Below are 20,678 nucleotides of genomic sequence, written 5' to 3'. Positions count from 1 at the left end.
TAGTGCCATGCTCGGCCCATTGATGCGCGTCGGATACCCCGCCTTCTTGGCTCCGCACCCCAATAGCTGGATCCAGGCGCGCGGCGTCATCCAAGAAGGACCCGATTGCGCCCCTCCTCCTTGGCGCGGTACATCATCTTGTCGGCACGCTTCAGGACCGCATCCAGGCTGTCCTGCGGGCCGAAGCTGGTTACACCGAACGAGGCCGTGACGCGAACCCCGGCGATCGGTTCGCGGGCAATCGCCTCCCGACAGCGCTCGGCAAGTTGCAGGGCGCCCTCGCGGCCGATCTCCGGCGCCACGATGAGGAACTCCTCCCCTCCCCAGCGAGCGACGGAATCCGGCTCGCGCACCGAAGATCGCAGGATTCGTGCAACGCCGGCGATCACGGCATCGCCGATCGCATGACCATGGGTATCGTTTACCGCCTTGAAGTGATCAATATCCATTCCGATCACAGCGACCGGCACGCCGTAGCGCCGGACCGAGGCGGCATGCCGCTGCAGCACGGACTCGGCCGCCCGCCGGTTGGCCAGACCGGTCAGGGGATCGGTCTGCGCCGCCTGTTCCAGCGCCTCGCTGCGCACCAGAGCGTCTTTGACGGTATCGCGCATGGAGGTCGCGACACTGGCCAGGGCCAACAAGACAGCCAGAAACAGATGCACCCGCACCAGGTAGACGCCCGCATCGCGCGAAAGCTCGCCACGCAGCCACTCCCCTGCGGCACCGGAGGCGGCAATCAGGGTGGCAACCACGAGGATGGCCACTCCGGCCCGAAACCCCCGGCGATGCTCAAGCATCACGAACGCGGCCAGGATCACGATTCCAACCGCCCAGTAATGCCCGCCGGCCAGCACCAGAAGGTGCTCGTCCAGGGGGCCGCCCGCGTGGAAATGCCATGCGAGACGACTGAGAATCATCATAGCCACCATCGCCAGCATCCAGGCTTCCAGCCGCGGCAAGGCCTGTGGTGCCCGCCACACCGCTACGAACAGCGCGGCCAGGACGAACGCAAACAACGGATAGAGATACGCGAGGAAGACATCCCCCGGTGCGCGAACGGCCCAGCTGAGCACGAAGATCGCGATACCGGCGGGCAATACGACGAGATATACCCCCCGCTTGCGGGCCTCCACCCGTTCCGCCTCCGCTCGTGCGCTGCCGATCGCTTCGTCCTGCATTCCACCTTTCCTCATTCAGGCGTCACGAAGATACCCATGATGGGCCTCAGCCTGGCATCCACGCGCCGCCCCGAGGACAACGCTCCCAAAACGCGACCTGATTAGCAACGATCGTCAGCCAGTGGCGGGGCCCATTTGGGGACGTGCATGGCCCGCCCCGGGCCACTTTGATCTAGGCCTTCCCGGGAACATCACCCTCCCGAGCTCCGTTACCCCTGCCCTGTCATCCCGGTCGGAGCGCACCCCGATTGTGATCCCGGCAGTGGCGCCCCCTCCCCGTCATCCCGGCCGTAGCGCAGCGGAGAGCCGGGATCTCCACACGCCGTTCTAGCCCCAACGTACGGGTCACTCATACCGTGGAGATCCCGGATAACCGCTGCACGGTTTCCGGGATGACGATGTAGGAGGCGCCTGGAGACCCGGCCCCGCACGGGCCTTGAGCCTGGCTGACGCTCGTTGCTGATCAGGAAACGCGAAAGGCCGCCTCGAGGGGCGGCCTTTCGCGGGTGCTGCAGTGATGGAGGCTGGGGTCGGAATCGAACCGGCGTACACGGATTTGCAATCCGCTGCATAACCACTCTGCCACCCAGCCTGTATCGGGTGGGTTTCGGCCCCACAGATGCTGGCGCATCTCCAGAGGCCGAAACAGAAAACCCCGGCGAACCGGGGTTTCAAAAATCTGTTGGAGCGGGAAACGAGATTCGAACTCGCGACCCCAACCTTGGCAAGGTTGTGCTCTACCAGCTGAGCTATTCCCGCTCTTCGTTATCGGCGCGTATTCTACCGCAGATTGCCCGCAGGTCAATACCCACGGTAGCCAATTGCCTCGGCGCCGTGCACTGCCCGGTCGAATACGACCACCTGGTTGCGCCCGGCGTTCTTGGCCACGTACATCGCCGCATCCGCCGCGCGTGACAAGGCGGGCCCGTCCGTCGCGTCCAGCGGAAACAAGGCGACCCCGATACTGCAGGAGATGTGCACCTCGATCCCGTCGCAGTTGAACGGGTCCGCCAGCACGGCTCGGATCTTCTCGCCGATCGCCGCGGCATGCACCCGACTCTCCTCCACCGACTGGAAGCGAGGCAGCATCACCACGAACTCGTCGCCCGCAATGCGCGCGGCCACATCACTGTCGCGCAAGGCACCCGACAGGCGCTGCGCCACCAGGCGGAGCAGCATGTCGCCCACCGCATGCCCGTGCTGGTCGTTGACCGGCTTGAATTCGTCCAGGTCCACGAACATCAGCGCAACCTGCTGACCCATTCGGCGAGCCCCCGTGAGCTCGTGATCGAGGATCTGAAAGAACAGGGTCCGATTGGGCAGGTCGGTCAACGGATCGTAATGCGCCAGGCGCTGCATATGCGCCTCGGTCTCCTTGCGCTCGGTGATGTCCCGAGCGATGCCGAGGAACGCCGTCACCCGGCCCGCATCGTCCAGCACCGGCGAGACATTGCTGGTGTGCCAGCGGTAATGCCCGTCCTGGTGGCGGATGCGGTACTCGATACCGCTTTCCTTCTTCCCGGTGTCCGCAATCCGTTGCAGGAACGCGTAACACGCGGGCAGATCCTCCGGGTCCACATATTCGTCGATCGAGTGATCGATCGCCGCGCTGACCGGATGGCCGAGGTTCTCCGTCCAGTTGGGCGAGACGTAGGTGAGCACGCCGTCCGGGCGCAGCGAATAGATCACGTCGCTGGCAGTCTCGACGAAGGCACGGAACTGCGCCTCGCTCTGGCGCAGTTCCGCCTCGAGCTCCTTGCGCGTGGTGATATCGGTGGCGAAGCCGGTCCAGATGATCGCGCCATCCGCCAGCCGCCGCGCGGTGTCATAGGCGGACAGCCAGATCACTGTGCCATCGCGGCACTGCATGCGGAATTCCTGAAGCCAGGGCTCCGAATGCTCGGCCGATTCCATTGAGCTCCGCATCACCGCTTCGCGATCCTCGGGGTGGATACAGTCCAACAATGGCGCCCCATCCTTCTTGAGGGCCGAACGATCCACACCGAACCAGCCCTCCACCACTTCACCCACATAGGGAAAGTCGAAGTGCCCATCGGGCGTCCTGCGCAATTGATAGACAAAACCCGGCAACAGACCCTGAAGGGCCTCCAGGGTCTGCGTGTTGTCAAGATCAAGATCAGAAACGGGCATGGGCAGTCCACGCGCAGCACCGGGCAGGTGTCCGCAGTGTAGCCCCAAAGCCCCGGCCGACAAACACGCCGCCCCTTACTGCGAGCGTGCGGCCGCCAGCATGTACTGGATCATGGAGACCAGAGTCAGGGCGGCGGCCAGGTACAGCAGCCACTCGCCGATCACGAACGTCGGAAGGCCGACAATGGGCTCGGCCCACAGCAGCAGGAAGATCGCCACCATCTGCGCGGTGGTCTTCACCTTGCCCACCCACGACACCGCCACCTTGGCGCTGCCGCCGACCTCGGCCATCCACTCGCGCAGCGCGGAGATCGCGATCTCGCGCCCGATGATGACGATCGCGGCCAGCGCAATGCCGAGTTCGGGGTTGTAGTCCACCACCAGCACCAGGGCCGCGGCGACAATCAGCTTGTCCGCCACTGGATCGAGGAATGCCCCGAACCGACTGGTCACCTCCCAGCGCCGGGCCAGATAGCCGTCCAGCCAGTCGGTCACGCCCGCCAGGGCGAAGATGATGGCCGCCACGATTCCGCCCTGCGGCATGGACAGGCCGTAGAACGCGAGCACCAGTAACGGGATCATCACGATCCGCGACCAGGTCAGCCAGGTGGGCAATTGGGGAAACATGGCAGTGGCTCAACTCTCGTGAAACTGGTCGTAAATCGCCTGCGCGAGCCGGCGGTGAATCCCCGGCACCTTGGTCAGCTCCTCGACCCCGGCCCGGCTGACCCCGCGCAGGCCGCCAAAGTGCTTCAGCAGTGCGCTGCGACGCTTCGGCCCCAGCCCCGGGATCGCCTCCAGGGTGGACTCCTTACGCGCCTTGGCACGGCGGGCGCGGTGCCCGGTGATCGCAAAGCGGTGGGCCTCGTCGCGGATCTGCTGGATCCAATGCAGCGCACCCGAATGCGCGGGGAGTATAGAGGGCGCCTGTACCCCGCTCAATATCAGGGTTTCCATGCCCGCCTTGCGCTCCTCGCCCTTGGCCACGCCCACGACCTTGATGTGGTCCAGCCCGAGGTCGGCCAGCACGTTCAGCGCCTGGGTCACTTGCCCCTTGCCGCCATCGATGAACAGGATATCCGGTTCCTGCCCCTCGCCCTTCTTGAGCCGTGCAAAGCGCCGGCTGAGCGCCTGATGCATGGCCGCGTAGTCATCGCCCGGTTCGATCCCCTCGATGTTGAAGCGCCGATAATCCGACTTGATCGGCCCTTCCGGCCCGAACACGACGCAGGAGGCCACCGTGCCCTCGCCGCCGGTGTGCGAGATGTCGAAGCACTCCATGCGCTTGGGCGTCTCCTCCAGGCCCAACTCGCTGGTCAGCGCATCGAGGCGCGCCGTCTGTCCCGCCTGGCTGGCAATCCGGGTCTTCAGGGCCAGTTCGGCATTGCGCCGCGCCATGTCCAGCCAGCGTGCGCGGTCACCGCGCAGCGACCAGGCCAGGGCAACCTTGCCGCCCCGCCGCTCGGCCAGGTAAGCCTCCAGGGTCTCGGCGCCCTGCGGCTCGTGCGACAGCAAGATGCGCGCCGGCGGCTCGCGTTCCGCGTAGTACTGCGCCAGCACCGCGGCCATGATCTCGTCAGTCTCGGTCGCCTCCGGCACGTTCGGGAACAGCTCGCTGTTGCCCAGATTCTGCCCGTTGCGCACGAAGAAGATCTCCACCGCGCAGGTCCCTGCCTCCTGCGCCAGGGCAAACACGTCGGCATCCCCCTCGCCGCCGGAGACGAACTGCTGTTCGGAGATCTGGCGCAGGCGTGCGATCTGGTCGCGCAGGCGTGCGGCATGCTCGAAGTCCAGGCGCGTCGAGGCCGCCTCCATGCGCTCCATCAGTTCCTCGATCACCGCCTCGCTCTTGCCTTCCAGGAACTTGACCGACGCCTCGACGTCGCGCGCGTAGTCCTCCGGCGAGATGTAGCCGACACAGGGCGCGGTGCAACGCCCGATCTGGTACTGCAGGCAGGGGCGCGAACGGTGCGCGAACACGCTGTCCTCGCACTGGCGCACCTGGAAGAGCTTCTGCAGCAGCGCCAGGCTTTCGCGCACCGCGCCGGCCGAAGGGTACGGCCCGAAGTAGCGCATGCCCTTCTTGCGCGCGCCGCGATGAAACCCCAGGCGCGGGTACTCCTGGTTCGAGACGTAGATGTAGGGGTAGCTCTTGTCGTCGCGCAGCAGCACGTTGTAGCGCGGCCGGTGACGCTTGATCAGGTTGGCCTCCAGCAGCAGCGCCTCGGCCTCGGTATGCGTCACCGCAACGCGGATATCCGCGATCTGCCGCACCATCGAGCGGATGCGCGGGCCGCGGTCGTCGCTCCCACGGAAATAGCTGGGCACCCGGCTCTTCAGGTTGCGCGCCTTGCCGACGTACAGCACGTTCCCGGCCGCATCCAGCATCTGGTAGACGCCGGGCGACTGCGTCAGCGTCTGCACAAAGCGCTTGTGATCAAATCCGGTTTCGGAGGTACTCATGATCGTTTCAGGATACCCGAACTCCCCCGCCGCCCGGCATAGCCCCCGCCCGCCCGACGCCATCCCACCTCGGGACCCTCAATCCGTCATTGCGAGGCCCCGAAGGGGCCGCGGCAATCGGGTGGGGCGTATGGGGCAGCGTTCGGAGATTGCCGCGGCGCCTTTGGCGGCTCGCAATGACGGGGAGAGTGGGCTCCCAATGGGAACATCTACGCGAGGTAAGTGCGAATGCGGGCGAACAGATCGTCGAACATGGCGGGAGTCAGGCGGCGGGTTTGGGTGTTGTAGCGCGAGCAGTGGTAGGAGTCGATCAGACGGGTGTGCGCATCCAGCTCGTGTTCGGCGCCATGGCCAAAGCGCAGACTCGACAGCGGCAGGCCCTTCGCGCGCAGGATGGCGTCGTGGGCGATCTTGCCCAACGCCAGAATCACCCGCGGCTGCATCGCCGCCATCTCGGCGGCGAGGAACCCGTTGCAGGTGCGGATCTCCTCGGTCGTCGGCTTGTTCTGCGGCGGGAGGCATTTGACCGCGTTGGTGATGCGGCAGTCGATTAGTTCCAGATCGTCGTCCGCGCGCACGCTCTCCGGTGCACTGGCGAAGCCGTGTTCGTGCAGGGTCTGGTACAGGAGCACACCGGCATAGTCGCCGGTGAACGGGCGCCCGGTGGCGTTGGCCCCGTGCATACCGGGTGCCAGGCCAACGATCAGCAGCCGCGCATCCAGCGGGCCGAAGGACGGCACGGGCGCGGCGTGATACTCGGGGTGCTTCGCCCGCACATCTTCCAGAAAGCCCGCCAGGCGCGGGCAGGCGCGGCAATCCGCGGCGAAGATCTCGCTAGGAGGCATCCGGCCACTCGCGATAGGGATTCCGGGCGAGTTCGGTGTTGTAGTAGCGCGGGTCGTGCGACACCTCCTCGCCCAGCCAGTCCGGACGCGGGAATTCGGCGTCGCTTCTCGGCAACTCCAGCTCGGCGACGATCAGACCTGCATTGGCGCCCTCGAACACGTCGACCTCGTATTCCCAGCCCTCGACGTCCACCCAGTGGCGGGTCTTTTCGACCTGCGGGCCGGCCAGCGTGTCCAGCAGGCGGTGGGCCTCGTCCACGGGGATGTCGTACTGGTATTCGTCGCGTTCCACGCCGAGGGTCGCGCTCTTGATGTTGAGGTTGGCACCGCCTTCGTCCACTCGCACGCGGATGGACGCGCGGTCGTTGCCGCACAGATAGCCCTGCCGCATGCGCTGCGCACGCACGACACGGTCACGCCAGGCATCACTGGCCAGCAGGAATTTGCGTTCGATCTCGCGGCCCATGCCGAATGCTCCTTGTGTTTCCCCAGGACGCCGAGGACCCTCCCGGTCGATCGCCACGGCGCTGCGCGCCTCGCGATGACGCGTCCGCGGACCCCGGTTACATCCGGATGAGCGCGGAGCCCCAGGTGAATCCGCCGCCAAAGGCCTCGGTCAGGATCAGGTCACCCTTCTTGATGCGACCGTCGCGCACGGCGGTATCCAGCGCCAGCGGGATGGACGCGGCCGAGGTGTTGCCGTGGCGATCCACCGTGACCACGACGTTGTCCATGGACATGTTCAGCTTCTTCGCGGTCGCCTGGATGATGCGGATGTTCGCCTGGTGCGGCACCAGCCAGTCCAGCTCGGATTTGTCGATCCCGTTGTACTCGAGGGTCTCGTCGACGATCTGGTCCAGGGTATTCACTGCCACGCGGAAGACGGCTCGGCCTTCCATGCGAATGAAGTCGAGATCCGGGTTGCTGTCCGGCTGCGACACGCCACCCGGAACCTCCAGCAGGCTCTTGTGGTGGCCGTCGGCATGCAGGTGCGTGGAGATGATGCCCGGGTCCGGCGAACGCGACAGGATCACGGCACCCGCACCGTCGCCCCACAGGATGCAGTTGCCACGGTCGGTGTAGTCGGTAATGCGCGAGAGCGTCTCCGCCCCCACGACCAGCACGTGCCGGATCTCGTCGCTCTGCATGAAGCGGTCGGCAGTGGCCAGGGCGTACACGAACCCACTGCACACCGCCTGGATATCGAAGGCCGGGCAGCCCCCCACGCCCAGCTTGGCCTGCAGGATGCACGCGGTGCTGGGGAAGATCTGATCGGGGGTGGTGGTTGCGACCAGGATCAGGTCGAGGTCGGCGGCGCGGATGCCGGCGGCGTCCATTGCACGCTCGGCGGCCTTCAGCGCGAGATCCGAGGTCACCTCGTTCTCGGCGACGATATGCCGCTCGCGGATTCCGGTGCGGTCGCGGATCCAGGCATCCGAGGTATCGACCATCGCCTCCAGCTCGGCGTTGGTCAGGATGCGCTCGGGCAGGTAGCTCCCGGTCCCGCTGATGCGTGCATGCTTCACTCGCTTGTCTCCTGGCCCAGGAGCTGGCCAAGCTGCTTGTCGATCCGACTCGAGATGTTCGCCTCGGCCTCGATGCGGGCAATGCGGATCGCGTGCTCGAAGGCCAGCTCGTCGGCGCTGCCGTGGCTCTTGATCACCACGCCCTGCAGGCCCAGCAGCGAAGCGCCGTTGTAGCGGCGGTGGTCGAACCGATGACGGATCCGGCGCAGTACCGGCAGTGCGAACAGGCCGGACAATCGAGAAAACACCGATGCATCGAACTCCGCCTTCATTTTGGAGGAGATCATCTTGGCTACGCCTTCGCTGATCTTCAGCGCGACGTTGCCGACAAAGCCGTCACAGACCACCACGTCCACATCGCCACAGTAGACATCGTTCCCCTCGACGAAGCCGATGTAGTTGAGGCTGGATTCTTCCAGCATGCGGCCGGCCTCGCGCACGCGGTCATTGCCCTTGATCGCCTCGGAGCCGATGTTCAGCAGGCCGACCCGCGGGGCCTCCAGACCGTCCACCGCATTCGCCAGCACCGATCCCATAACCGCGAACTGATACAGATGCGCGGCCTCGACATCCACATTGGCGCCCAGGTCGAGCATGTGGGTATGCCCGTTCATCGACGGCAGGGCCGTGGCGATGGCCGGGCGATCGATGCCGGGGAGGGTCTTCAGGACGTACCGCGCGGTGGCCATCAGACCACCCGTATTGCCGGCGGAGACGCAGGCCTGGGCCGCCCCGTTCTTCACCTGGTCAATGGCGACCCGCATCGAGGAGTCGCGCTTGGTACGCAGGGCCACGGCCGGCAGCTCGTCCATGCCGACCACCTGGCTGGCATGCACCATCTCGACCCGCTCGCGTTCGCTCGCGGACCAGCCGGATATCCCGGACTCGATGGTCTCCTGGTCACCGACCAGCAGCAGGCGGAAATCGTCTGCGACCTTCAGTGAACGGCGCGCAGCCGGAAGGATGACGGACGCACCGTGGTCGCCGCCCATCACGTCCAGTGCGATGGTAAAACTGGCAGTCATGCTCGGGCCCGACGGACGACCGCACAGCGGCCGTATTCAAACGCGGAAAGGCCACGGCGCAAACGCAGCCGTGGCCCCGGGACGGTCATTCCCTGGACCTTAATCTTCGTCTTCGTCGACTTCGACGGCCTGCTGGATCACCTGACGACCGCGGTAGAAACCATCCGGAGTCATGTGGTGACGACGATGGATCTCGCCGGTGGTCGGGTCGGTCGACAGAGTAGCGCCCGTCAGACTGTCGTGGGAGCGGCGCATATCGCGCTTGGAACGAGTCTTGCGGCGTTGCTGAACAGCCATGATGCATCTCCAGATTGATCAAAATCCCGTGGCGACGGGAGTGAGCCCGGTATCAAATCGGGCGCAAGTATAACGGTTCGGCCCGGACAATGCCCCGGCCGGCGCTCACGTCATGAGCCGCCCCGGTCCGGGCCGCCCTTCTTGAGTTGTTCGAGCACCGCAAACGGATTTTCGGCGCCCTCGCCTTCCTCGAATTCGGCCCCGGCGGCGGGTTCGCAATCCGCATGGCGCGGCACCAGCGGCCACGCCAGCAGGATCTCTTCCTCGACCCATGCCGCGGGGCGCAACAGGCCATCCGCCTCGAGAGCGACAAAGTCATCGCCCTCGCTCATGCCGGCCGGAGTGCCTTCCGGTGGTAGCAGCACGGCATCCGGTTCGAGGCGGAATTCCCATGCCATCGGCTGCAGGCAGCGCTGGCAGGTCTGCCACAGCTCGCCGGTAATCGTCCCGCTCAGCCGTATCTCGTCCAGCGCCCCGCGTTCCAGCTGGAATTGCGCGTGCACCCGCAACGGGTGTCCCGGCAGGGCATCGGCACGCAACCGCGGCAGCTCTTCCGCACGCAGGTCACCCTCGAATTCCAGGTGCCGCGCACGCGGTTGCCACGGGTCAAGAGAAACGGGGATGCGACTCATAAACGGCTCGGTTGCAAGGGCGCGGAATATACGCGCGCGAGGGCGATCTGTCAAAGCGAAACAGAAACTTGCAGCCGCCCCAAACGACGTCGATACTCGGGTTGTCATCGACCTGCCCGGGGCCTTCCGTTTGATTCGCAAGCTGCTCATTGCCAACCGGGGCGAAATCGCCGTGCGCCTGATCCGGGCATGCAGCGAACTGGGGATCATCTCGGTCGCGGTCTATACCGATGCCGACCGCCACGCCCTGCACGTGAAGAAGGCCGACGAGGCCTACGCCATCGGCCCGGACTCCATGGGCGGGTACCTCAGCATCCATCGCCTGATCAGCGTCGCGCGCGCCGCCGGCTGTGACGCGGTGCACCCGGGCTACGGCTTCCTTTCCGAAAACCCCGACTTTGCCGCGGCCTGCGCCGCCCGCAACCTGATCTGGGTCGGCCCGGATACGTCGGTGATCCGCCGCATGGGCGACAAGGTGTCCGCGCGCCGGGCGATGATTGAGGCCGGCGTGCCGGTCACACCCGGCTCGGAGGGCAACCTGGAGGGCGTCACCGCGGCGCTGGAGGTGGCCGAGCGCATCGGCTACCCGGTGATGCTCAAGGCCACCAATGGCGGCGGCGGACGCGGCATTCGCCTGTGCGAGGATGCCGCCGCTCTGGAGCACAACTTCGAGCGTGTGCGCTCCGAGGCCACCCGTGCCTTCGGCAGTACCGAGATCTTCCTCGAGAAGGCCGTGGTCAATCCGCGACACATCGAGGTGCAGATCCTCGGCGATGCCCACGGCCATGCGATCCACCTGTTCGAACGCGACTGCTCGGTGCAGCGCCGCCACCAGAAGCTGGTGGAGATCGCCCCTTCGCCACAACTGGACGAGGCGCAGCGCCAGTATCTGGGCGAGTTGGCGGTGCGCGCCGCGCTCGCCGTCGGCTACCAGAACGCCGGCACCGTCGAGTTCCTGATGGACGCAGATGATTCGTTCTATTTCATGGAGATGAACACAAGACTTCAGGTAGAACATCCAGTTACCGAGATGATCACCGGGGTCGACATCGTGCAGGAACAGCTGCGCATCGCCGCCGGCGAGCCGCTGCGCTACGAACAATCGCAGATCACCCGCCGCGGCTATGCGATGGAGTTCCGCATCAACGCGGAAGACCCGAAGAACGACTTCCTGCCGAGCTTCGGCCGCATCACCCGCTACTTCGCCCCGGGCGGCCCGGGCGTGCGCACCGACGGGGCCATCTACACCGGCTACACCATCCCGCCGCATTACGACTCGATGTGCGCCAAGCTGATCTGCTGGGCCCTGGAGTGGGACGATCTGCTGGCCCGCGCCAATCGTGCCCTGCGGGACATGGGCGTGTTCGGGGTCAAGACCACCATCCCGTTCCACCTGGCCATCGTTGACCACCCGACCTTCCGCAGCGGGCACTTCGATACCGGGTTCGTCGCGGCCCACCCGGAGCTGACGCACTTCCCCGGCAAGCGCTCGGACCGCCAACTGGCGGTGGCCGTTGCCGCAGCCCTCGCCGCCCACCACGGGTTATAACCCCGGCCACCGGACTGACCATGGATCGAGTTCACATCACCGATGTCACCCTGCGCGACGGCCACCAGAGCCTGATCGCCACGCGCATGCGCACCGAGGACATGCTGCCAATCTGCGAGCAGATGGACGCCATCGGCTTTCACTCGCTGGAGGCCTGGGGCGGTGCCACCTTTGATGCCTGCGTGCGGTTTCTCAAGGAGGACCCCTGGGAGCGGCTGCACCAGCTGCGGGCCGCGCTGCCGAACACCCCCCTGCAGATGCTGCTGCGCGGACAGAACCTGCTCGGCTATCGCCACTACGCCGACGACGTGGTGCGCGCCTTTGTCGAGCGCTCGGTCGCTGGTGGCATCGACATCATCCGCATCTTCGACGCGATGAACGACGCGCGAAACCTGCGCACCGCGATCGAGGCAACCCGCGAGGCCGACGCCCATGCCCAGGGCACGCTCTGCTACACCACCGGCCCGGTGCATTCGGCCGCCGAATTCGTCGCCCTGGGACGCGAGCTGGTCGCGATGGGCGCACAGAGCATCGCGATCAAGGACATGGCCGGGCTGCTCACCCCGAGCGCCACCCGCGAGCTGGTCACCGAGCTGGTGGATGCCCTGGACGTGCCGATCCACCTGCACGCCCACGCCACATCGGGGCTGTCCGAGCTGTGCCACTGGCAGGCCATCGAGGCCGGCTGCCGGCATATCGAGACCGCGATCTCGGCATTCGCCGGGGGCACCAGCCACCCGCCAACGGAGAGCCTGGTCGCCGCCCTCGCCGGCACCGAGCACGACACGGGCCTGGATCTGGTCGCGCTGCAGAAGATCGGGCTGTATTTCCACGAGGTGCGCAAGAAGTACCAGCGCTTCGAGAGTGAGTACACCGGCGTCGACACCCGCGTGCAGATCAACCAGGTGCCCGGCGGGATGATCTCCAACCTGGCGAACCAGCTGCGTGACCAGAACGCGCTGGATCACTTTGATGCGGTGCTGGAAGAGATCCCCCGGGTCCGCGAGGACCTGGGCTACCCGCCGCTGGTCACCCCCACCTCGCAGATCGTCGGCACCCAGGCGGTGATGAACGTCCTCGCCGGGGAGCGCTACAAGACCATCACCAACGAGGTGAAGCAATACCTGACCGGGCACTACGGCCGGGCGCCCGGCCCGATCAACAGCGTCGTGCGGCAACAGGCCATCGGCAATGCCGATGTCATCGATTGCCGCCCGGCCGACCTGCTGAATCCGGAGATGGCCACCCTGACTGACGAGATCGGAGACCTCGCCCGGGGCCCGGAGGATGTCCTGACCTTCGCCCTGTTCCCCGAGGTGGGTCGGCAATTCCTGGAGCAGCGCCGCGACGGCACGCTCAGCCCGGAACCGCTCAACCTGCCAGAGAACACCCAGGCCGGCTGCCCGGCCCCGGTGGAGTTCAACGTCACCTTCCACGGCGAGACCTATCACATCCAGGTCAACGGCTCCGGCCATCACCGGGAGGACACCCGCCCGATGTACGTGACGGTCGACGGGATGCCGGAAGAGGTCCAGATCGAGACCCTGGACAGCATCGAGACCGCCGGCAACGGCGGCGCCGAACGCAGCCGCGGGGCCAGCGGAGGCAAGAAGTCGCGCCGTGCGACCCGGCCGGGCGACGTCACCACCTCCATGCCCGGCACCATCATCGACGTGCTGGTGGCCGAGGGTGACAAGGTCGAAGCCGGGCAGCCAGTGCTGGTGCTGGAGGCGATGAAGATGGAATCCGAGATCGCCGCACCCGTATCCGGCACGGTCACCGCAGTGAACATCACCAAAGGGGCCGCCGCCAATCCTGACGACGCTCTGATCGAGATCGACGGCGACGATGGCTGATACCGCACGAAGACTGGTCCTCGCCTCCACCTCGCGCTATCGCGCCGAACTGCTGGAGCGGCTGCATCTGCCATTCGAGACCGCGCGCCCGGCGGTGGACGAGACCCCTCTGGCGCATGAATTGCCCGAGGCGATGGTGGCACGCCTGGCCGAGGCCAAGGCCCGGGCGGTCGCCGATGTCTATCCCGACCATCTGGTCATCGGCTCCGACCAGAACGCCAGCCACGCCGGGCAGGTCCTCGGCAAGCCCGGCGACAGCGTCCGCGCCGAGGCGCAACTCGCGGCGCTGTCCGGGGAAACGGTTACGTTCCACACCGGCCTGTGCCTGCTGGACACGGCCACCGGGAAGGTGCGGACAGGCCAGGTCCCGTTCACCGTGACCTTCCGCGAGTTGAGCCCCGAGGAGATCCGGCGCTACGTTGCACTGGACCAGCCGCTGGACTGTGCCGGCAGCTTCAAGTCCGAGGGGCTGGGCATCAGCCTGTTCGCGCGCATGAGCGGCGACGACCCGACCGCGCTGGTGGGGCTACCGCTGATCACCCTGGGAAACTGGTTGCGCGAAGCGGGTGTGGCCGTCCCGCCCGCAGCGGCCTGAACACCGGCCCGACAACGTCCAAGAACGGGCGCGCCCGCGTCTAGCCCCAGTCGTTCCGCGGCTTGTGCGCCAGGACCTGCACCACCGCGCCGCGCCCGGTATGGAAACGCCCCTCGATCACGTCGCGTTCGCGTTCCACGGCCTCTTCGAACTCCAGCCCTTCCAGTTCTTCGGTCAGCGCCTCCCGCTTCATCATCAATTCCGCAGTGGGCGGACCTCCCGTGCCCCATTCGAGTTGCGCCGGCGTATAGGCCTCGAGGATGAACACCCCGCCCGGGCGCAGGCCCGCGACCACCTCGGCGTGCAGGCGGCGCCGAACGTCCGGTGGCAAATGGCAAAAAATCGATACGATCAGATCCCAGGAGTCCGGCTCGATCGCGTAATCGGCGAGATCCGCCACCAGGGTCTCGATCTGTACCTCCCGGTCCTCGGCCAGGCGCTGGGCCTTCTGCAGGCCGACCGCGGAGCTGTCCACCGCCAGCACGTCGAAACCCTGCTGCGCAAGAAACACCGCGTTGCGGCCCTCCCCCTCGGCCAGGCACAGGGCCCGCCCGCGCGGCACGTTGGCCACTGCCGCGCGCAGAAAATCATTCGGTTCAGTGCCGTAGACGTAGTCGTCCTCGGCGTAACGTTCATCCCACATCCCTGCTCTCCTTCCGTTCCCGGGAATCTGTCCATTCGTGCCGTCTGCCAGGCACTCCTGACGTGGCGCGTGCTTGCGCTCGCGCGATTGCCGGAACCCCGGCTTTACCCTACTCTTGCGCGTCCCCAAGGACTCCAACGATCTTCGACACCATGAGCGAAACCCCCACGCTGCGCGCACGCCTGGAACACTTTATCGAGGCCCGGCTGACCCAGCGCTTCATCATTGGCCTGATCCTGCTGAACGCCCTGACCCTGGGGCTCGAGACCTCGGACACCGTAATGGGCTGGATGGGCCCGGTGATCCTGAGTGCGGACGCCATCATCCTGTCGATCTTTACCGCCGAAGTGCTGGCCAAGCTGTTCGTCTACCGCCTGCGGTTCTGGCGCAACCCGTGGAACGTGTTCGATTTCTTCGTGGTGGGGATCGCACTGATCCCGGCCTCGGGGCCATTTTCGGTGCTGCGCGTGCTGCGTCTGTTGCGCCTGGTCTCCATGGTGCCGAAGCTGCGCTTCATCGTGGAGGCGCTGCTGCGGGCGATCCCCGGCATCATCTCCATCATGGGATTGCTGGTGCTGATCTTCTACGTGTTCGCGATCATCGCTACCGGCCTGTTTGGTGAATCCTTCCCGCAGAAGTTCGGCACGCTCGGCGCCACCATGTACAGCCTGTTCCAGGTGATGACGCTGGAGGGCTGGTCCGAGGACATCGCCCGCCCGGTGATGGAAATCTACCCCTGGGCCTGGGCGTTCTTCGTGCCCTTCATCCTGATCGCCACCTTCACCGTGCTGAACCTGTTCATCGCCATCATCGTGGACGCCATGCAGCGCATGCACGACCGCTCGATGGAGATCGAGCAGCAGATGATCCACGACAGCGTGCACGAAGAGAACCAGGCCCTGCACGCGGAGATCCACGAGATACAGCAGGAAACCCTCAAGCTCCAGGAACGCCTGACCCGCATGCAAACCATGCTGGAGAAACGCGTACGTTAACCCCCTTTACTACTCACTCGGCCCCGTCATTGCCGAACACACGGCGGTGTGCTTCAATATCGAAACATGAAGCACACTTAGGGTGGCGCCATGAAAGAGCTCAACGTCCGCGAAATGCGAGCCTCCATTGGGCATCTGGACGAAATCGTCCAGGCGTCCGGGGAAATCACCATCACCCGTCACGGAAAGCCCATTGCACGGGTCCTGCCCGTTCGTCGCGGGCGCCAGCGCCCCGACCACCACGAACTTCGCCAGCGAACCGGACCACTGGTTCCTTCGGAAATCCTCCTGAGGGAAGAGCGTGACGAGCGCGGATGAACGGAGCTACCTCGACACCAGTGCCCTGGCCAAGTGGTATTTGAACGAACCGGGATCCGAGGCCTTCGTCGACTATCTGCAGCGCGTCAACGTCGCGATCATCAGCCGCCTGGTAGCGACCGAACTGCGGTCCCTGCTCGCACGACGCCGACGCATAGGGGAGCTGCCGCAGGAACTGGAAACGATCATCTTCGCCACCTTCCAGGACGACATCTCCAGCGCCTCGTTACAACTCTATCCCTTCGACGACTCACTGTTCGACGAAGCGACCAACCTGATCACCCGCTATCCCGAACATCCATTGCGGACGCTGGACGCGCTGCACATCGCAACCGCGCGCCACCATGAGATTCCGGTGATCGCCACCGCAGACAACGTCCTCGCGGATGCGGCTTCATCGATGGGGCTGACCGTTCGTCGATTCTGACGCCTCGGGCATCCAACCTATCCGTAGGCAGGATGCCGATGAGCGCAGCGAATCGCATCGCGACCCAAACGCCTGGGTGACGGTGCGTTTCGCTTTGCTCTACGCACCCTACGGTAGACCACAGACTGGCAGGGGCGGGGCCCCGCCGGAATCAGGCGTTAACGGCGGCCGGCTCGGCAGCGCGTTCGCCCAGACGGCGGCCGGTGGCGTTCAGGACGGCCTGCAGCGTGGCGGCAGTGGTGTCCTCGCCCAGGGCGACGCCCACGGAGCGTTCGCCATCGACCTGCACGTCCACGGCGGCCATGGCACGCGCCTCGGTGCCGGACTCCATCGCGTGCTCGTCGAAGTGGGTGACCTTCACCTGCACGCCACGCTCGGCCTCCATGGCGGAGGTCAGCGCCGCGACCGCGCCGTGGCCCTCGCCCCGCAGGCGGGATTCACACCCGGGCGGGCCCATGGTCGCATCCAGCCGCACCACAGGACCGTCCTTCTCGATCTCGTAACGCACCAGATCCCAGCCGGTAACGGGCGTCAGGTAATGCTTTTCGAACAGCTCGTGGATGCGTTTCGAGGAGACCTCGATCTGCGAGGTCTCGGCATCCTTCTGCACGATGCGGGCGAACTCGATCGCCAGCCAGCGCGGCAATTCGATGCCGTAGTCGCGCTCCAGCACATGCGTGACCCCACCCTTGCCGGACTGGCTGTTGATGCGCACGACCTCCTCGTAACGCCGGCCCAGATCGCTCGGGTCGATCGGCAGGTAGGGCACGTTCCAGTGGCCGCCCTTCTCCTTGTAATGCGCCAGGCCCTTGCGGATCGCGTCCTGGTGGCTGCCGGAGAAGGCGGTGTAGACCAGCTCGCCCGCCCACGGGTGGCGCGGGTTGATGGGCATGTCGGTGCACTCCTTGTACACGTCCATCAGCCGCTCCATGTCGGACAGGTCAATGGTCGGGTCAATGCCCTGCGAGTACAGGTTCATGCCGACGGTGACCAGATCCATGTTGCCGGTGCGCTCGCCATTGCCAAACAGCGTGCCCTCCAGGCGATCGGCCCCGGCCAGCAGCCCCAGCTCGGCCGCGGCCACGCCGGTGCCCCGGTCGTTGTGCGTATGCAGCGACACGCAGAAATGCTCGCGGTACTGCACGTGGTCGCAGAACCACTCGACCTGGTCGGCAAAGACGTTCGGCGTGGCGGACTCGACCGTGGCCGGCAGGTTGATCACGACCTTCTGGCCCTGGTCCGGGCGCCAGATCGCATTCACCGCATCGACCACCTCGACCGCGAAGTCCAGCTCGGTGGTGGAGAAGCTCTCCGGCGAGTACTGGAAGATCCAGTCGGTCTGCGGGTACTTCGCCGCGTAATCCCGCACCCAGCGCGCACCGTTTTCGGCAATGCCGCGCACGCCGTCGCGATCCATGCGGAAGACCTGCTCGCGCTGCGCCGGGTTGGTGGAGTTGTACACGTGCACCACCGCGCGCGGGGCGCCCTCCAGCGCCGCGAAGGTCTTCTGGATCAGGTCCTCGCGCGCCTGGGTCAGCACCTGGATGTACACGCCCTCGGGGATCCGGTCTTCATCGATCAGGCGGCGGGTAAAGTCGTAGTCGATCTGCGAGGCGGACGGGAAGCCGATCTCGATCTCGGTCAGACCGATCCCCACCAGCACCTCGAAGAAGCGCATCTTCTGCTCCACGCTCATCGGGTGCACCAGCGCCTGGTTGCCGTCGCGCAGGTCCACCGCGCAGAAACGAGGGGCGGCCGTGGTGCGCTGCGCCGGCCAGCGCCGATCGGACTTGTCGATCGGCGGGAACGGGGCGTACTTGGTGTGATCGAAGGCCATCGTGTTCGTCTCCTGTAAGGGGCGCGGCCTCGCCGTGTGGTCGGGTGCCACGCTCCGGATTTCTATCTGTGCACTATCCTAACGCATTGCCCCCGGCATAACCTTGCGTTTTTCCCTAAGAGCTCAATAGTTGCGCACTATCCTTGCGCAATAAAGCCACTTTAGAGCAATATTCAACCATGAAACCCGAACCACACCGACTCGACCGCTATGACCGCCGCATCCTCGAGATCCTGCAGGAGGATGCGAGCCTGTCCAATCAGGCCCTGGCCGATCGCGTGGGGCTCAGCCCCTCCCCCTGTCTGCGTCGGGTGCGTGCGCTGGAACAGGCCGGCGTCCTGTTGAGCCGCGTAGCCCTGCTGGATCGGCGCAGCCTGGGGTTGGAGCTGACCGCCCTGATCCATATCGGCATGGACCGCCACACCCCGGAGCGCTTCGCCCACTTCGAGGAGACCGTGGCGAGCTACCCCGAGGTCCAGCACTGCTACCTGATCACCGGCCAGTCGGCGGACTACATGCTGCAGGTGGTCGTCCCCGACATGGATGCCTACCAGGAATTCCTGCTGCGCCGGATCACCCGACTGGAGGGCGTGGACAGCGTCCATTCCAGCTTCGTGCTGCGCCGCGTGGTCGACCGCACCGCCCTGCCACTGGACTACACCCCCACCTGAATACCACCTCAAGACCCAGGGCGGATTGACCACGAAGGCACGAAGAAAGGCAACGGCCGGCAGGATTTGATGAGCGAAGCGAATCGCATCGTGTAGCCATCCCAAGGGTGGCGAGGTTCCCGGATCGATGCGTTTCGCTTCGCTCAACAGCATCCTACGCCCGGCCCGCGACACCTCCCTGGGTTTTCTCCGTAATCCTCTGTGGCGCAACCGCCCTTGACCTTCTTCGTGCGCTTCGTGGTGGAACAAACCGGCCGTCAGGAGCAAACACGCACTCCGGATGGATGCGCCGCTCTTGTCCTCGCGCCAGCGACCCCTGTACTGTATATATAGACAGCAACCGGAGGGTGCCCCGTGTCGCTCACTGCACGCCAGCAAGCCATCTTCGACTACATCGCCGAGACCATCGCCACCCAGGGCACGGCACCGACCCGCAGCGAGATCGCCCGGGCCTTCGGCTTCCGCTCGCCCTACGCGGCCGAGTGCCATCTGAAGGCCCTGGAGAAGAAAGGCGCGATCGAACTGCTGGGCGGCACCTCCCGCGGCATACGCCTGCCGGGCGCCGCCCGTGGCACACCGGCCGAACTCCCTCTGGTCGGGCGCGTCGCCGCCGGCTCGCCGATCCTCGCCACCGAGCATATCGAGCGCCACTATCGGGTCGACGACGCCCTGTTCCGTGCCCGCCCGGACTATCTCCTGCGCGTACACGGCGAGAGCATGCGCGACGCCGGCATCCTCGACGGCGACCTGCTGGCCGTGCGCCAGACCCCGGAGGCCCGGCCCGGCCAGATCGTGGTCGCCCGCATCGAGGACGAGGTCACCGTCAAGCGCTTCGCACAGGACGGCCCGAAGGTGCGCCTGCTCCCGGAGAACCCCGACTTCGCCCCCATCGAGATCGACCTCGAGCGCCAGGACCTGGCCATCGAGGGCATCGGCGTGGGCGTACTGCGCGATCTCGAACCCCAGACCTAAGCCATGGGCGCGCTGGATACCCTGCTCGACCACCCGGCGCTCTGGCGCGGGCGCAGTGCTGCCCCGGCCACGGATGCCCCGGTCTGGCCCAGTGGCCATACGGAACTGGACCGGGCCCTGGGCGGGGGCTGGCCACGCGGCCAGCTGATCGAACTGCTGGGGGCCCCGTTCGGCTGTGGCGAGACCCGGCTGCTGGTCCCCATGCTCGCCGCCTGCGGCCGCGAGGGCTACTGGATCGCGCTGATCGCACCGCCGGCCACGCCCTGGCTACCCGGCTGGCAGACCCTCGGCATCCCGCCGGAGCGGGTCCTGCTGATCCATACCGAGCATGATCGCGACACCCTGTGGGCCGGCGAGCAGTGCCTGCGCGACCCGGCGTTCGGCGTCCTGCTCGCCTGGCTGCGCGGCCCCGTGGAGACGGCCCTGCTGCGCCGGTTGCGTCTGGCTGCCAGCGAGAGCCGGGCCTGCGCGATCCTGTACCGGCCACCAAACGCCGCGGCACAGCCTTCGCCGGCCCACCAGCGCCTGCGCTGGCAGCCCGCGGCCTCCGGCCTGGAACTGCACTGCCTGAAGGGGGCCGGCCACTGGGCCCGCTCCGGCCACCCCCTGCAGGTTCCCGAACCACCGGAGGCCTGAGATGGGCCAGCCTGCCCGTCCCTCGCGTGCGACCACACACCCGGAGCCGGTCCGACAAC

The 20,678-nt window shown here is 66.2% G+C and carries 21 protein-coding genes and 2 tRNA genes; 9 read left to right on the top strand and 14 right to left on the bottom strand.

What is annotated here, in order from left to right:
- Positions 1 to 86: 86 nt before the first annotated feature.
- The 12 genes from G333_RS0106750 to G333_RS0106695 all read right to left on the bottom strand — a co-directional run bounded on the left by G333_RS0106750 (position 87) and on the right by G333_RS0106695 (position 10,120).
- Positions 87 to 1,181 carry a diguanylate cyclase gene (locus tag G333_RS0106750; RefSeq protein WP_019628029.1) on the bottom strand — a complete coding sequence of 365 codons (1,095 nt, stop codon included), beginning with the start codon at positions 1,179 to 1,181 and terminating at the stop codon, positions 87 to 89.
- A 518-nt stretch (positions 1,182 to 1,699) separates the two neighbouring features.
- Positions 1,700 to 1,773, bottom strand: a tRNA-Cys gene (locus G333_RS0106745).
- A 91-nt stretch (positions 1,774 to 1,864) separates the two neighbouring features.
- Positions 1,865 to 1,940 (bottom strand) — tRNA-Gly (locus G333_RS0106740).
- A 42-nt stretch (positions 1,941 to 1,982) separates the two neighbouring features.
- Positions 1,983 to 3,332: a sensor domain-containing diguanylate cyclase gene (locus G333_RS0106735; RefSeq protein WP_019628028.1), complete on the bottom strand. Its 1,350-nt coding sequence runs from the start codon at positions 3,330 to 3,332 to the stop codon at positions 1,983 to 1,985.
- A 75-nt stretch (positions 3,333 to 3,407) separates the two neighbouring features.
- Positions 3,408 to 3,959 (bottom strand): CDP-diacylglycerol--glycerol-3-phosphate 3-phosphatidyltransferase, encoded by a 552-nt coding sequence (gene pgsA, locus G333_RS0106730; RefSeq protein WP_019628027.1) that lies wholly within the window; start codon positions 3,957 to 3,959, stop codon positions 3,408 to 3,410.
- 9 nt (positions 3,960 to 3,968) lie between these two features.
- On the bottom strand, positions 3,969 to 5,795 hold the full coding sequence (gene uvrC, locus G333_RS0106725) for an excinuclease ABC subunit UvrC (protein WP_019628026.1): 1,827 nt from the start codon (positions 5,793 to 5,795) through the stop codon (positions 3,969 to 3,971).
- Positions 5,796 to 6,004: 209 nt separating this feature from the next.
- Positions 6,005 to 6,640 carry a uracil-DNA glycosylase gene (locus tag G333_RS0106720; RefSeq protein WP_018950840.1) on the bottom strand — a complete coding sequence of 212 codons (636 nt, stop codon included), beginning with the start codon at positions 6,638 to 6,640 and terminating at the stop codon, positions 6,005 to 6,007.
- Positions 6,630 to 7,106 carry a CYTH domain-containing protein gene (locus tag G333_RS0106715; protein ID WP_019628025.1) on the bottom strand — a complete coding sequence of 159 codons (477 nt, stop codon included), beginning with the start codon at positions 7,104 to 7,106 and terminating at the stop codon, positions 6,630 to 6,632. Before G333_RS0106715 ends, G333_RS0106720 begins: the two co-directional genes overlap by 11 nt.
- A gap of 97 nt (positions 7,107 to 7,203) precedes the next feature.
- A complete protein-coding gene (locus G333_RS0106710; protein WP_018144161.1) occupies positions 7,204 to 8,166 on the bottom strand; it encodes a beta-ketoacyl-ACP synthase III in 963 nt (320 codons plus the stop codon).
- Positions 8,163 to 9,191: a phosphate acyltransferase PlsX gene (gene plsX, locus G333_RS0106705; RefSeq protein WP_018144162.1), complete on the bottom strand. Its 1,029-nt coding sequence runs from the start codon at positions 9,189 to 9,191 to the stop codon at positions 8,163 to 8,165. The genes G333_RS0106710 and plsX overlap by 4 nt, the downstream gene beginning before the upstream one ends.
- Before the next feature lie 99 nt (positions 9,192 to 9,290).
- The gene (gene rpmF, locus G333_RS0106700) at positions 9,291 to 9,488 is read right to left on the bottom strand and encodes a 50S ribosomal protein L32 (protein ID WP_018144163.1); all 198 of its coding nucleotides are present in this window, start codon (positions 9,486 to 9,488) and stop codon (positions 9,291 to 9,293) included.
- 110 nt (positions 9,489 to 9,598) lie between these two features.
- Positions 9,599 to 10,120: a DUF177 domain-containing protein gene (locus G333_RS0106695; RefSeq protein ID WP_018175778.1), complete on the bottom strand. Its 522-nt coding sequence runs from the start codon at positions 10,118 to 10,120 to the stop codon at positions 9,599 to 9,601.
- 130 nt (positions 10,121 to 10,250) lie between these two features.
- Between G333_RS0106695 and G333_RS0106690 the strand changes: the two genes are divergently transcribed.
- The 3 genes from G333_RS0106690 to G333_RS0106680 are packed head-to-tail and all read left to right on the top strand — an operon-like array spanning position 10,251 to position 14,120.
- Positions 10,251 to 11,669, top strand: coding sequence for an acetyl-CoA carboxylase biotin carboxylase subunit (locus G333_RS0106690; protein ID WP_019628024.1), 1,419 nt, complete (start codon positions 10,251 to 10,253; stop codon positions 11,667 to 11,669).
- 20 nt (positions 11,670 to 11,689) lie between these two features.
- Complete coding sequence (gene oadA / locus G333_RS0106685; protein WP_018950838.1) at positions 11,690 to 13,525, top strand: sodium-extruding oxaloacetate decarboxylase subunit alpha; 1,836 nt, start codon at positions 11,690 to 11,692, stop codon at positions 13,523 to 13,525.
- On the top strand, positions 13,518 to 14,120 hold the full coding sequence (locus tag G333_RS0106680; protein WP_018175776.1) for a nucleoside triphosphate pyrophosphatase: 603 nt from the start codon (positions 13,518 to 13,520) through the stop codon (positions 14,118 to 14,120). Before oadA ends, G333_RS0106680 begins: the two co-directional genes overlap by 8 nt.
- 40 nt (positions 14,121 to 14,160) lie before the next feature.
- Here the strand turns inward: G333_RS0106680 and G333_RS0106675 are convergent, their stop codons facing one another.
- Positions 14,161 to 14,763 carry a bifunctional 2-polyprenyl-6-hydroxyphenol methylase/3-demethylubiquinol 3-O-methyltransferase UbiG gene (locus G333_RS0106675; RefSeq protein WP_018950837.1) on the bottom strand — a complete coding sequence of 201 codons (603 nt, stop codon included), beginning with the start codon at positions 14,761 to 14,763 and terminating at the stop codon, positions 14,161 to 14,163.
- 152 nt (positions 14,764 to 14,915) lie between these two features.
- Here G333_RS0106675 and G333_RS0106670 point away from each other — a divergent pair, with 152 nt between their 5' ends.
- From G333_RS0106670 to G333_RS0106660, 3 genes are all read left to right on the top strand, one after another.
- Positions 14,916 to 15,758, top strand: coding sequence for an ion transporter (locus G333_RS0106670; RefSeq protein WP_018649964.1), 843 nt, complete (start codon positions 14,916 to 14,918; stop codon positions 15,756 to 15,758).
- A 90-nt stretch (positions 15,759 to 15,848) separates the two neighbouring features.
- Positions 15,849 to 16,076: a type II toxin-antitoxin system Phd/YefM family antitoxin gene (locus G333_RS14695; protein WP_081624511.1), complete on the top strand. Its 228-nt coding sequence runs from the start codon at positions 15,849 to 15,851 to the stop codon at positions 16,074 to 16,076.
- Positions 16,060 to 16,503, top strand: a complete 444-nt coding sequence (locus G333_RS0106660; RefSeq protein WP_019628022.1) for a type II toxin-antitoxin system VapC family toxin — start codon at positions 16,060 to 16,062, stop codon at positions 16,501 to 16,503. The genes G333_RS14695 and G333_RS0106660 overlap by 17 nt, the downstream gene beginning before the upstream one ends.
- 151 nt (positions 16,504 to 16,654) lie before the next feature.
- On the opposite strand, the gene G333_RS0106655 is transcribed toward G333_RS0106660, so the two are convergent.
- Complete coding sequence (locus G333_RS0106655; RefSeq protein WP_018950835.1) at positions 16,655 to 18,340, bottom strand: 2-isopropylmalate synthase; 1,686 nt, start codon at positions 18,338 to 18,340, stop codon at positions 16,655 to 16,657.
- 179 nt (positions 18,341 to 18,519) lie between these two features.
- Here G333_RS0106655 and G333_RS0106650 point away from each other — a divergent pair, with 179 nt between their 5' ends.
- The 3 genes from G333_RS0106650 (at position 18,520) to imuA (ending at position 20,619) form a co-directional block, all read left to right on the top strand.
- On the top strand, positions 18,520 to 19,011 hold the full coding sequence (locus tag G333_RS0106650) for an Lrp/AsnC family transcriptional regulator (RefSeq protein ID WP_018144171.1): 492 nt from the start codon (positions 18,520 to 18,522) through the stop codon (positions 19,009 to 19,011).
- Positions 19,012 to 19,365: 354 nt separating this feature from the next.
- Positions 19,366 to 19,983, top strand: a complete 618-nt coding sequence (lexA, locus tag G333_RS0106645; protein WP_019628021.1) for a transcriptional repressor LexA — start codon at positions 19,366 to 19,368, stop codon at positions 19,981 to 19,983.
- Positions 19,984 to 19,986: 3 nt separating this feature from the next.
- Positions 19,987 to 20,619 (top strand): translesion DNA synthesis-associated protein ImuA, encoded by a 633-nt coding sequence (gene imuA, locus G333_RS0106640; RefSeq protein WP_019628020.1) that lies wholly within the window; start codon positions 19,987 to 19,989, stop codon positions 20,617 to 20,619.
- Positions 20,620 to 20,678: the final 59 nt, after the last annotated feature.

It is taken from the genome of Thioalkalivibrio sp. AKL10 (assembly GCF_000381845.1).
Classification (GTDB): domain Bacteria; phylum Pseudomonadota; class Gammaproteobacteria; order Ectothiorhodospirales; family Ectothiorhodospiraceae; genus Thioalkalivibrio; species Thioalkalivibrio versutus.
This window is presented reverse-complemented; position numbering and strand designations above follow the sequence as displayed.

Coding starts and splice junctions, on each gene's coding strand:
- G333_RS0106750 (WP_019628029.1), bottom strand. CDS start 1,181: ATGCAGGACGAAGCGATCGGCAGCGCACGAGCGGAGGCGGAACGGGTG.
- G333_RS0106735 (WP_019628028.1), bottom strand. CDS start 3,332: ATGCCCGTTTCTGATCTTGATCTTGACAACACGCAGACCCTGGAGGCC.
- pgsA (WP_019628027.1), bottom strand. CDS start 3,959: ATGTTTCCCCAATTGCCCACCTGGCTGACCTGGTCGCGGATCGTGATG.
- uvrC (WP_019628026.1), bottom strand. CDS start 5,795: ATGAGTACCTCCGAAACCGGATTTGATCACAAGCGCTTTGTGCAGACG.
- G333_RS0106720 (WP_018950840.1), bottom strand. CDS start 6,640: ATGCCTCCTAGCGAGATCTTCGCCGCGGATTGCCGCGCCTGCCCGCGC.
- G333_RS0106715 (WP_019628025.1), bottom strand. CDS start 7,106: ATGGGCCGCGAGATCGAACGCAAATTCCTGCTGGCCAGTGATGCCTGG.
- plsX (WP_018144162.1), bottom strand. CDS start 9,191: ATGACTGCCAGTTTTACCATCGCACTGGACGTGATGGGCGGCGACCAC.
- rpmF (WP_018144163.1), bottom strand. CDS start 9,488: ATGGCTGTTCAGCAACGCCGCAAGACTCGTTCCAAGCGCGATATGCGC.
- G333_RS0106695 (WP_018175778.1), bottom strand. CDS start 10,120: ATGAGTCGCATCCCCGTTTCTCTTGACCCGTGGCAACCGCGTGCGCGG.
- oadA (WP_018950838.1), top strand. CDS start 11,690: ATGGATCGAGTTCACATCACCGATGTCACCCTGCGCGACGGCCACCAG.
- G333_RS0106680 (WP_018175776.1), top strand. CDS start 13,518: ATGGCTGATACCGCACGAAGACTGGTCCTCGCCTCCACCTCGCGCTAT.
- G333_RS0106675 (WP_018950837.1), bottom strand. CDS start 14,763: ATGTGGGATGAACGTTACGCCGAGGACGACTACGTCTACGGCACTGAA.
- G333_RS0106670 (WP_018649964.1), top strand. CDS start 14,916: ATGAGCGAAACCCCCACGCTGCGCGCACGCCTGGAACACTTTATCGAG.
- G333_RS14695 (WP_081624511.1), top strand. CDS start 15,849: ATGAAAGAGCTCAACGTCCGCGAAATGCGAGCCTCCATTGGGCATCTG.
- G333_RS0106655 (WP_018950835.1), bottom strand. CDS start 18,340: ATGGCCTTCGATCACACCAAGTACGCCCCGTTCCCGCCGATCGACAAG.
- G333_RS0106650 (WP_018144171.1), top strand. CDS start 18,520: ATGAAACCCGAACCACACCGACTCGACCGCTATGACCGCCGCATCCTC.
- imuA (WP_019628020.1), top strand. CDS start 19,987: ATGGGCGCGCTGGATACCCTGCTCGACCACCCGGCGCTCTGGCGCGGG.